The sequence below is a fragment of the Geodermatophilus sp. SYSU D00814 genome, from assembly GCF_054050055.1.
On record NZ_JBJGYP010000020.1, the window covers coordinates 100,938 to 110,482 of the forward strand.

Genomic DNA, 9,545 nt, shown 5'->3' on the forward strand with positions numbered 1-9,545 from the left:
CGGCGGCGGCCGGGCGGTGGTCAGCGCCGGCCGGTGAGCGAGCCGAGCAGGCGACCCAGCCCGCCGGAGGCCGCGGTGGTCGGTGCGCCCCGGCCGAAGCGGCGGGTCGGGGTGCCGGTCGCCATGCGGGTGCGGCCCATGCCGCGGCCGGTCGACACGCCCCGGCCGGCAGCCGTGCCCCGGCCGCCCATCCCGCGTCCGGTGGTGCGGCCCGCGGCGGCGCGGCCGCCGGCGGCCCCGCGACGAGCCGTGGTCTCAGCAGTTCCCAGGAGTCGGTTCAGGATGCCCATGCCGCAGGCGTACCCCGTGATCCGGAACGCGAACCGGCAGTTCGGCCCGCCTCAGGCCGGTGCGCCGGACTGCGCCGGGGTCTCCCCGCCCTCGAGGTCGCCCTCGGTGTCGAGGTAGGCCTGCCGCAGCTCGGCCAGCAGCGCGGGGTCCGGCTCGGCCCACATGCCGCGGTCGACCGCCTCGAGCAGCCGCTCGGCGATGCCGTGCAGCGCCCACGGGTTGGACCGCTCCATGAACGCGCGGTTCTCCGGGTCGAGCACGTAGGTCTCGGTGAGCTTCTCGTACATCCAGTCGGCGACCACGCCGGTCGTGGCGTCGTAGCCGAACAGGTAGTCGACCGTGGCGGCCAGCTCGAAGGCGCCCTTGTAGCCGTGCCGGCGCATCGCCGACAGCCACTTCGGGTTGACCACCCGCGCCCGGAACACCCGCGAGGTCTCCTCGGTCAGCGACCGGGTGCGCACCTGCTCGGGCCGGGTGGAGTCGCCGATGTACGCCCGCGGCGCGGAGCCGGTCAGCGCTCGGACGGTCGCCACCATCCCGCCGTGGTACTGGAAGTAGTCGTCGGAGTCGGCGATGTCGTGCTCGCGGGTGTCGACGTTCTTCGCCGCCACCGCGATCCGCCGGTAGGCCGCCTCCATGTCCGGGCGGGCCTGCACGCCGTCGAGGTCGCGGCCGTAGGCGTAGCCGCCCCAGACCGCGTACACCTCGGCGAGGTCGGCGTCGCCGCGCCAGTCCCGCGAGTCGATCAGCGACAGCAGCCCCGCCCCGTAGGCGCCCGGCTTGGAGCCGAACACCCGGGTGGTGGCCCGCCGCCGGTCGCCGTGCCCGGCGACGTCGGCCTCGACGTGGGCGCGCACGAAGTTGTCCTCCGGGGACTCCGCGTCCAGCCCCGCCACCAGGGTCACCGCGTCGTCGAGCATGGTCACCACGTGCGGGAAGGCGTCCCGGAAGAAGCCGGAGATGCGCACCGTGACGTCGACCCGCGGCCGGCCGAGCTCCTCCAGCGGCACCGCCTCCAGCGAGGTCACCCGCCGCGAGGCGTCGTCCCACACCGGGCGGACGCCGAGCAGCGCGAGCACCTCGGCGACGTCGTCGCCGGAGGTCCGCATCGCCGAGGTGCCCCACACCGACAGGCCCACCGACCGCGGCCACTCCCCCGTGTCGGCCCGGTAGCGCTCCAGCAGCGAGTCGGCCATCGCCTGCCCGGTCTCCCACGCCAGCCGCGACGGGACCGCCCGCGGGTCGACGGAGTAGAAGTTGCGCCCGGTCGGCAGCACGTTGACCAGCCCGCGCAGCGGCGAGCCCGAGGGCCCGGCCGGCACGTAGCCGCCGTCGAGGGCGTGCAGGGTGGCGTCGAGCTCGTCGGTGGTGCGCTCCAGCCGGGGCACGACCTCGTCGACGGCGAACCGCAGCACCTCGGCGACCCGGGAGTCCTCGCGCCCGAGCACCTCCCGGACGACGTCGTCGACGGCGGTGGCCGCCCAGCCGGCGTCCTCCATGCCCGACACCAGCGCGGCCGCCTGCGCCTCGACGGCGTCGGTGGCGCGCAGCCCCGCCGACCCGTCCTCGGCCAGGCCCAGCGCCTCCCGCAGCCCGGGCAGCGCCACCGAGCCGCCCCAGATCTGCCGGGCCCGCAGCACCGCCAGCACCAGGTCGACCCGGTCCTGCCCCGACGGCGGGACGCCGAGGACGTGCAGGCCGTCGCGGATCTGGGAGTCCTTGATCTCGCAGAGCCAGCCGTCGACGTGCAGGATCATCTCGTCGAAGTGCTCGTCGGCCGGGCGCTCGTTCAACCCCAGGTCGGAGTCGAGCTTGGCGGCCTGCAGCAGCGTCCAGATCTGCGCCCGCACCGCCGGCAGCTTCGCCGGGTCCATCGCCGCGACGTTGGCGTGCTCGTCGAGCAGCTGCTCCAGCCGCGCGATGTCGCCGTAGGAGTCCGCGCGCGCCATGGGCGGCACCATGTGGTCGACCAGCGTGGCGTGGGCCCGCCGCTTGGCCTGCGAGCCCTCGCCGGGGTCGTTGACCAGGAACGGGTAGACCAGCGGCAGGTCGCCGATCGCGGCGTCGGGCCCGCACGAGGCCGACAGCCCCACGGTCTTGCCCGGCAGCCACTCCAGGTTGCCGTGCTTGCCCACGTGCACCAGCGCGTGCGCGCCGAACTCCGACCGCAGCCACCGGTAGGCGGCCAGGTAGTGGTGCGAGGGCGGCAGGTCGGGGTCGTGGTAGATCGCGATCGGGTTCTCGCCGAAGCCGCGCGGCGGCTGCACCATCACGACGACGTTGCCGGCCCGCAGCGCGGCGAACACGATGTCGCCCCCGTCCACGAACAGCGACCCCGGCGGCTCGCCCCAGTGCGCCACCATCGCCTCGCGCAGATCCGCGGGCAGGGTGTCGAAGAAGCGCCGGTACTCCGCGGCCGGGATGCGCACCGGGTTGCCCGACAGCTGCTCCTCGGTCAGCCAGTCCGCGTCCTGCCCGCCGGCGGCGACGAGCGCGTGGATCAGCGCGTCGCCGTCGAGGTCGGCCACGCCGGGCAGCGCGTCAGGGCCGTCGAACGGGCCGACGTCGTAGCCCTGCCCGTGCATGGCGGCCAGCAGCCGCACCACCGAGGCCGGGGTGTCCAGGCCGACGGCGTTGCCGATCCGCGCGTGCTTGGTCGGGTAGGCGCTGAGCATCACCACGATGCGGCGGTCCCGGGGCGCCACCGACCGCAGCCGGGCGTGCGCCACCGCCGTCCCCGCCACCCGGGCCGCCCGCTCGGGGTCGGCGACGTAGCGGGTCAGGCCGTCGTCGTCGGTCTCCTTGAAGGAGAACGGCACGCTGATCAGCCGCCCGTCGAACTCCGGGATCGCGACCTGGTTGCCCACGTCGAGCGGGGACAGGCCGTCGTCGTCGGCCAGCCAGTCCGCGCGCGAGCGGGTCAGGCACAGCCCCTGCACGACCGGCACGTCGAGCGCGGCGAGCCGGCCGACGTCCCACGCGCCGTCGTCCTCGCCGGCCGACGCGGTGGCCGGCCGCGAGCCGCCGGCGGCGAGCACCGTGACGACGAGCGCGTCGGCGGTGCGCAGCACGTCGAGCAGGTCGTCGGGGACGCTGCGCAGCGAGCTCACGAACACCGGCAGCGCCTGCCCGCCGGCGTCCTCGACGGCGCGGCAGAGGTCCTCGACGAACGCGGTGTTCCCGGCCAGGTGGTGGGCCCGGTAGTAGAGGACGGCGACCCGCGGGCCGGCCGAGGTCCGGGCGGCGCGCTCCAGCACCCCCCAGTCGGGGGCGACCGACGGCGGGGCGAAGCCCTCGCCGGTGAGCAGCACCGTGTCCGAGAGGAACCGGTGCAGCTGCACGAGGTTGTCCGGCCCGCCCTGCGCGAGGTAGCCGTGGGCCTCGGTGGCCACGCCCATCGGGACGGTGGACAGCTCCATCAGCTCGGCGTCGGGCACCTGCTCCCCGCCGAGGACGACGACCGGTGCGGGACCGGCCAGCAGGGGGCGGAGCATCTCCTCGTACTGCCGGCGGACGCCGAGGATGCGGACGACGACGAGGTCGGCGCCCTCGGTCAGCGCCGCGATGCCGTCGGTCCCCAGCCGGACCGGGTTGCCCGGGCGCCAGTCGGCACCGCTGGCGCGGGCGGAGAGCAGGTCGGTGTCGCTCGTGGAGAGCAGGACGAACACGCGGTCAGACGCTACCCGGGCGCCTGCGCCCGCTCGCCGAGCGCGCGGAGCACCGCCGCGCGCAGCCGCAGGTACTGCTCGCGGTTGCGGCGGGGCGGCCCGGGCGGGCGGACGACGACCCGCGGCGCCTGCACCACCTCGTGCGGTGCGAACTGCTCGCGGGTGAGGTCGGCCTCGGTGCCGTCGGGCAGCCGGTTCCACCAGTGCACGCCCTGGCGCGCCCCGTCGGGCAGGAGCACCTCGGCCAGCAGCAGGTCCCCGCCGAGGAGGTCGTGCAGCACCAGCGCCGTGGCGCCGCACTGGCCGCGGGCGGGGTTCGCCGGCGACCAGTCGGCGAGGTCGCTGTCGTCGCAGGTCCCGCGGCACCAGGCAGCGCGCACGGCGGCGGTGAGCTGCTCGGGGACGGGCACGCCCGGCACCCTGCCCGACGGGGGTGACGTCAGCGCAGCAGCAGGCGGTCGAGGGTGTCGGCCACCCAGTCGGCGAAGCGGGCGGCCGGCCAGCCGCACCCCACCATGAGCCGGGACTGCGTCGAGGGCGAGAAGACCGACCAGGCGACGTCGGTCGCCGTGTCGAGGTCGAGGTCCTCGCGCAGGTCGGGCGCGAAGGCGCCGAGGAGGGCGGTGGTGTCGGCGCGCCGCCGGCGCTCGTACTCCTCGTAGGCGGGCCGCACGTCCGGGTCGGCCGCCGCGGCCGCCGCGAAGACGTCCTGCATCGCCCGGGACCCGGGGGCGGCCTCGAGCACCAGCTCCCGCAGCGCCGCGAGCCGGCCGGCGCGGTCCGGCGCGGCGAGCAGCTGCGCGAACGGGCCGAGCTCCCGCACCGCCCGGTCCTCGTCGGAGCCGACCAGCGCGCGGTCCACGCAGGCGAGCAGCAGCGCCGCCTTGCCGCCCTGCGCGAACACCGTCGGCACCGACACCCCGGCGGCGGCCGCGACGTCGCGCATCGTCGTCGCGGCGTAGCCCTGCTCGACGAAGCAGCGGGTCGCGGCGTCGAGCACCTGCACGCGGGTGCGCCGGGCCTGCTCCTGCCGCAACTCGGAGCGGTACACCCTCTTGCCCTCGGACACGGTTCCACCCTACCGTGCCTCTATTCGTTTGAGCGTTACTCAGCCGAAAGAGGTCACCGTGACCACCGCTCCTCCCCACCCCGTCCAGCTCCTGCTGCCCGGCCAGGCCGCCGCACCCGACGGCCCGGTCGACGTGGCGGCGATGTACGTCATGCACCGGGCGTTCCGGCGCGACCTCGACGCCTTCGCCGCCGTCGTCCCCACCGTGGACGTGAGCGACCGGGCCCGCTGGCAGGCCCTCGCCCGGCGCTTCGAGCTGTTCGCGCGGTTCCTGCACAAGCACCACGCCGGCGAGGACGCCCACCTGTGGCCCCTGCTGCGGGAGCGCGGCGCCGACCCGGAGGTCCTCGACCGGCTCGAGGCCGAGCACGCCGGCATCGACCCGCTGCTGGCCTCCTGCGCGGCCGGGCTGGCAGACCTGGCCGCCGGTCGGGGCGGCACGGACACCCGGCAGCGGCTGACCGACACCCTCGCCCGGACCTGCGACGCCCTCGGCGCCCACCTGGCGCACGAGGAGCGCGACGGGATGGCGCTCGTCCAACGGCACCTCACTCCCGAGGACTGGGCCCGCCAGGACGCCGCGTTCGCGCGGGAGTACGGCCCCCGCGACACCGTGGTCGCGCTCGGCTGGGTGGTCTCGGCGATCCCGCCGGAGGCCGCGGCCCGGATCCTCGGCGGGCAGCCGGTCCTGTCGGCGCTCGGCCGGCTGCTCGGCCGGCGCGCCGCCCGGACCGACGCGCGCCTGTTCGGGACCGCCCGGTGACCGCCGCCCTGTCCCGCGGCGACCGGGTCCTCACGGCCGTGTCGCGGCGGCTGGCCGCCGGGCACACCGCCCTGCTGCGCCGCTCCGGAGGTCGCCTCGGCAACCGCTTCCGCGGCGGGGACGTCGTCCTGCTCACCCACCGCGGCCGCCGGTCGGGGCGCACGCTGACCACGCCGCTGCTGCACGTCCGCGACGGCGACGACCTGGTCGTGGCCGCCTCGAACGGCGGGGTGGACGCCGAGCCGCAGTGGTGGCTGAACCTGCAGGCCGACCCGCGCGGCGAGGTCGAGGTGCGCGGACGGCGGTGGCCGGTGGTGGCGACGGCGGCCGACGACGCCGACCGCGGCCGGCTGTGGCAGGCGCTGATGGACCGCTGCCCGACCTACGACGACTACCAGGCGAAGGTGAGCCGGCGGATCGCGCTGGTCCGCCTGTCCCCCGCCCGGTAGGGCCGGCGTCCGGCCCGGTCCTCAGGCGGCCACCGGCTGCCCGGACGAGGTGCGGTACAGCTCGGCGTAGCGCCCACCGAGGGCCAGCAGCTCCTCGTGCCGGCCGCGCTCGACCACCCGCCCGCCCTCGAGGACGAGGATGCAGTCGGCCGCGCGCACGGTCGAGAGCCGGTGGGCGATGACGATCGCCGTCCGGCCCTCGAGCGCCTCGTCCAGGGCCTCCTGCACCGCCGCCTCCGACGTCGCGTCCAGGTGCGCGGTGGCCTCGTCGAGCAGCACCACCCGCGGCCGGGCGAGCAGCAGCCGGGCGATGGTCAGCCGCTGCCGCTCGCCGCCGGAGAAGCGGTAGCCGCGCTCGCCGACGACGGTGTCCAGGCCGTCGGGCAGCGCGCGCACCAGGTCGGCCAGCCGCGCGCGGGTGAGCACGTCCCACAGCTGCGCGTCGGTGGCGCCGGGGTCGGCGAGCAGCAGGTTGTCCCGCAGCGACTCGTGGAACAGGTGGCCGTCCTGCGTGACCAGCCCGACGGTGCGGCGGATCGAGGCGGCGGTCAGGTCGCGCACGTCGACGCCGCCGAGCCGGACGGCGCCGGCGTCGACATCGTAGAGGCGCGGCAGCAGCGCGGCGATGGTGGACTTGCCCGCACCCGAGGACCCGACGACGGCCAGCACCTCGCCGGGCCGCACGGTGAACGAGACGTCGTGCAGGACGTCGCCGCCGCCGCGGCCGTCGAGCCGGGCGACGTCCTCGAGCGAGGCCAGCGAGACCCGGTCGGCCGAGGGGTAGGCGAACGTGACCCCGTCCAGCTCGACCGACACCGGGCCGTCGGGGACCTCGCGGGCACCGGGCCGCTCGCGGACCAGCGGCACGAGGTCGAGCACCTCGAACACCCGCTCGAAGCTGACCAGGGCCGAGGCGACGTCGACCCGGGCACCGGCCAGCGCGGTCAGCGGCGCGTACAGCCGGGTGAGCAGCAGGGCGAGCGCGACGACGGCCCCGGGTTCCAGCGCGCCGGCCAGCGCGTGCGTGCCGCCCAGCCCGTAGACCAGCGCGAGCGCCAGCGCGGACACGAGGGTGAGCGCGCTGACGAACGTCCACTGCACCATCGCCGTCCGCACCCCGACGTCGCGGACCGCCCGCGCCCGGGCGGCGAAGCGCGCGGACTCCGCGTCGGGACGGCCGTAGAGCTTGACCAGCGTGGCGCCGGGCGCGGAGAAGCGCTCCGTCGTCTGCCCGGTCATCGCGGCGTTGGACTCCGCGGCCAACCGGCGCAGGCCGGCCAGCTGGCGGCCGATCCGGCGGGCGGGCAGCAGGAACACCGGCAGCAGGAGCAGCGCCAGCAGCGTCACCTGCCACGACAGCGTGAGCATCGCGGCGAGCGCGAGCAGCAGCGTGACGGTGTTGGTGACGATCCCCGACAGGGTGTCGCTGAAGGCGCGCTGGGCCCCGAGGACGTCGTTGTCGAGCCGGGACACCAGCGCGCCGGTGCGCGTGCGGGTGAAGAAGGCCACCGGCATCCGCTGCACGTGGTCGAACACGGCGGTGCGCAGGTCGAGGATGAGCCCCTCGCCGAGGGTGGCCGACAGCCACCGGCCGAGCAGGCCGAGCGCGGTCCCGGCGAGGGCCACCGCGGCGATGACGACAGCGAGGCCGACGACGGTGCCGGCGCTGCCGCCGCCGACGATCTCGTCCACCACCCGGCCGGCCAGCAGCGGCGTGGCGACGGCGAGCACCGCCTCGACGACGCCCACTGCGACGAAGGCGCCGATGCGGGCCCGGTGCGGCCGGGCGTGGGTCAGCACCCGCCGCAGGGTCGCGCGGGAGATCGCCCGCCGGTCGGTGCGGGCGTGCGTGGCCCGCGACAGCGCCGACCACGCCGTCATCTCCATGCTCACGGCGGGGACGCTAGGACCTCGAGCCGACTCGAGGTCAACGCCCGTGCCGGAACCGCAAGAACGGTCGGCGGGCTACTCCGCGCAGGGAGCGGTCACTCGGCGCCGAGCGCGTCGGCCATGCGGTGGTGCGGCACGGCCTCCTCGCCCCGGCTCTGCCGCTCCAGGGTGCGGGCCAGGGCGCGGCGGGCCCACCCGTTGGCGGGGGCCAGCTCGACCAGCCGGCGCAGCGCGTCCTCGGCGCGCTGCAGCTGGGCCGAGCCGAAGTAGCTGCGCGCCAGGAGCTCCAGCGCGGCCTCGTTGCCCGGCTCGGCCGCCACGAGCGGCTCCAGGACGCGCGCGGCCTCGACCGGCTGCCCCATGGAGAAGAACAGGTCGGCACGCAGGTAGTCGGAGTGCAGGTCGGACTCGAAGGGCTGGTTCACGCCGACGGAACGACGGCGGGGGGTCCGCTCTTCCCGGCCCGCGACACGCCCGGTGCGTGCGCGGCACGAGGAAGTCCGGAACGAGGTGCATCCGCACGCCATCGAGTTGGGAACAACCGATGCCAGCAGTCCTCCGGCTCGAGGAGCACACCATGGCCCTGTCGCTGCACCGCCACCGGACGGCCGACCGCTCGCCGGCCCCGCCCCGTCAGCAGCCCGACGCGCCGCCCGCGGCGGACCGCAACCGCGTCTACACCGTGCAGCGCATCGGCGCCTTCGTCGTCGCCGGCGTCATCGCCGTCTTCGGTGTGCTCGGGTTCGCCAACGGGCTCGACTACTTCTCCACCGACGGCGAGCGCGTCCTCGGCCTGTCGTCGAACGGCCTGCTGTCGACCATCTCGATCGTGACGGCGGTCGTGCTGGTGTTCTCCGCGCTGCGCAGCCCGCGGACCGCCTCGACGGTCATGATCGTCATCGGCGTGCTGTTCCTGGTGTCGGCGCTGGCCAACCTGGCAGTGCTCAACACCGACCTGAACGTCCTGGCGTTCGGCATCAGCAACGTCGTCTTCTCCGTGGTCGCCGGCCTGGTGCTGCTGCTGCTCGGCGCCTACGGCCGGGTGAGCGGCAACCTGCCGCCCGACAGCCCCTACGCCCGGGAGCGCGACGACGAGGTGTCCCCGGTCTCGCCCGACGAGTACCCGTCGACGCCGGCCGAGTTCGCCGCCGAGCGGGCCATGCGCGACGCCGAGGTCGCCGTCGTCCAGCACGTCGCCTCCTTCGAGCAGCGCCGCCGCGTCGCCGCGATGGCGCAGGTGACCACCCGCAAGGAGCGCCGCGAGGTCTGGATGTCGTTCGACCGGGCCCGCCGGGACGCCTGACGACGGCCGGTCGTGGGGGGGGGGGGGGGGGGGGGGGGGGGGGGGGGGGGGGGGGGGGGGGGGGGGGGGGGGGGGGGGGGGGGGGGGGGGGGGCGGGGGGGCGGGGGGGCCG

Annotated in this window: 9 protein-coding genes; 3 read left to right on the forward strand and 6 right to left on the reverse strand. The window is 76.1% G+C overall.

Annotated elements, in window-relative coordinates:
- Positions 1 to 20 precede the first annotated feature (20 nt).
- From ACI780_RS16795 to ACI780_RS16810, 4 genes are all read right to left on the reverse strand, one after another.
- Positions 21 to 158 carry a hypothetical protein gene (locus ACI780_RS16795; RefSeq protein WP_457004337.1) on the reverse strand — a complete coding sequence of 46 codons (138 nt, stop codon included), beginning with the start codon at positions 156 to 158 and terminating at the stop codon, positions 21 to 23.
- Positions 159 to 341: 183 nt separating this feature from the next.
- A complete protein-coding gene (gene cobN / locus ACI780_RS16800) occupies positions 342 to 3,959 on the reverse strand; it encodes a cobaltochelatase subunit CobN (protein WP_457004339.1) in 3,618 nt (1,205 codons plus the stop codon).
- A gap of 11 nt (positions 3,960 to 3,970) precedes the next feature.
- On the reverse strand, positions 3,971 to 4,369 hold the full coding sequence (locus ACI780_RS16805; RefSeq protein ID WP_457004341.1) for a YunG family protein: 399 nt from the start codon (positions 4,367 to 4,369) through the stop codon (positions 3,971 to 3,973).
- Between the two features lie 29 nt (positions 4,370 to 4,398).
- On the reverse strand, positions 4,399 to 5,028 hold the full coding sequence (locus ACI780_RS16810; RefSeq protein ID WP_456868945.1) for a TetR/AcrR family transcriptional regulator: 630 nt from the start codon (positions 5,026 to 5,028) through the stop codon (positions 4,399 to 4,401).
- A 58-nt stretch (positions 5,029 to 5,086) separates the two neighbouring features.
- Between ACI780_RS16810 and ACI780_RS16815 the strand changes: the two genes are divergently transcribed.
- The gene (locus ACI780_RS16815; protein WP_457004343.1) at positions 5,087 to 5,791 is read left to right on the forward strand and encodes a hemerythrin domain-containing protein; all 705 of its coding nucleotides are present in this window, start codon (positions 5,087 to 5,089) and stop codon (positions 5,789 to 5,791) included.
- Positions 5,788 to 6,240, forward strand: a complete 453-nt coding sequence (locus ACI780_RS16820) for a nitroreductase family deazaflavin-dependent oxidoreductase (protein WP_457004345.1) — start codon at positions 5,788 to 5,790, stop codon at positions 6,238 to 6,240. The genes ACI780_RS16815 and ACI780_RS16820 overlap by 4 nt, the downstream gene beginning before the upstream one ends.
- Before the next feature lie 21 nt (positions 6,241 to 6,261).
- On the opposite strand, the gene ACI780_RS16825 is transcribed toward ACI780_RS16820, so the two are convergent.
- Together ACI780_RS16825 and ACI780_RS16830 are read right to left on the reverse strand one after the other, a co-directional pair.
- On the reverse strand, positions 6,262 to 8,127 hold the full coding sequence (locus ACI780_RS16825; RefSeq protein ID WP_457004349.1) for an ABC transporter ATP-binding protein: 1,866 nt from the start codon (positions 8,125 to 8,127) through the stop codon (positions 6,262 to 6,264).
- Positions 8,128 to 8,225: 98 nt separating this feature from the next.
- Entirely contained in the window at positions 8,226 to 8,555 is a 330-nt protein-coding gene (locus ACI780_RS16830) for a tetratricopeptide repeat protein (protein ID WP_456868948.1), read from the reverse strand.
- Positions 8,556 to 8,674: 119 nt separating this feature from the next.
- Between ACI780_RS16830 and ACI780_RS16835 the strand changes: the two genes are divergently transcribed.
- Entirely contained in the window at positions 8,675 to 9,433 is a 759-nt protein-coding gene (locus tag ACI780_RS16835; protein WP_457004347.1) for a DUF4383 domain-containing protein, read from the forward strand.
- Positions 9,434 to 9,545 lie beyond the last annotated feature (112 nt).

What these genes read in the sequence shown, in the direction of transcription:
- ACI780_RS16825 (WP_457004349.1), bottom strand. Translation starts at nt 8,127, where the DNA reads ATGGAGATGACGGCGTGGTCGGCGCTGTCGCGGGCCACGCACGCCCGC.
- ACI780_RS16835 (WP_457004347.1), top strand. Translation starts at nt 8,675, where the DNA reads ATGCCAGCAGTCCTCCGGCTCGAGGAGCACACCATGGCCCTGTCGCTG.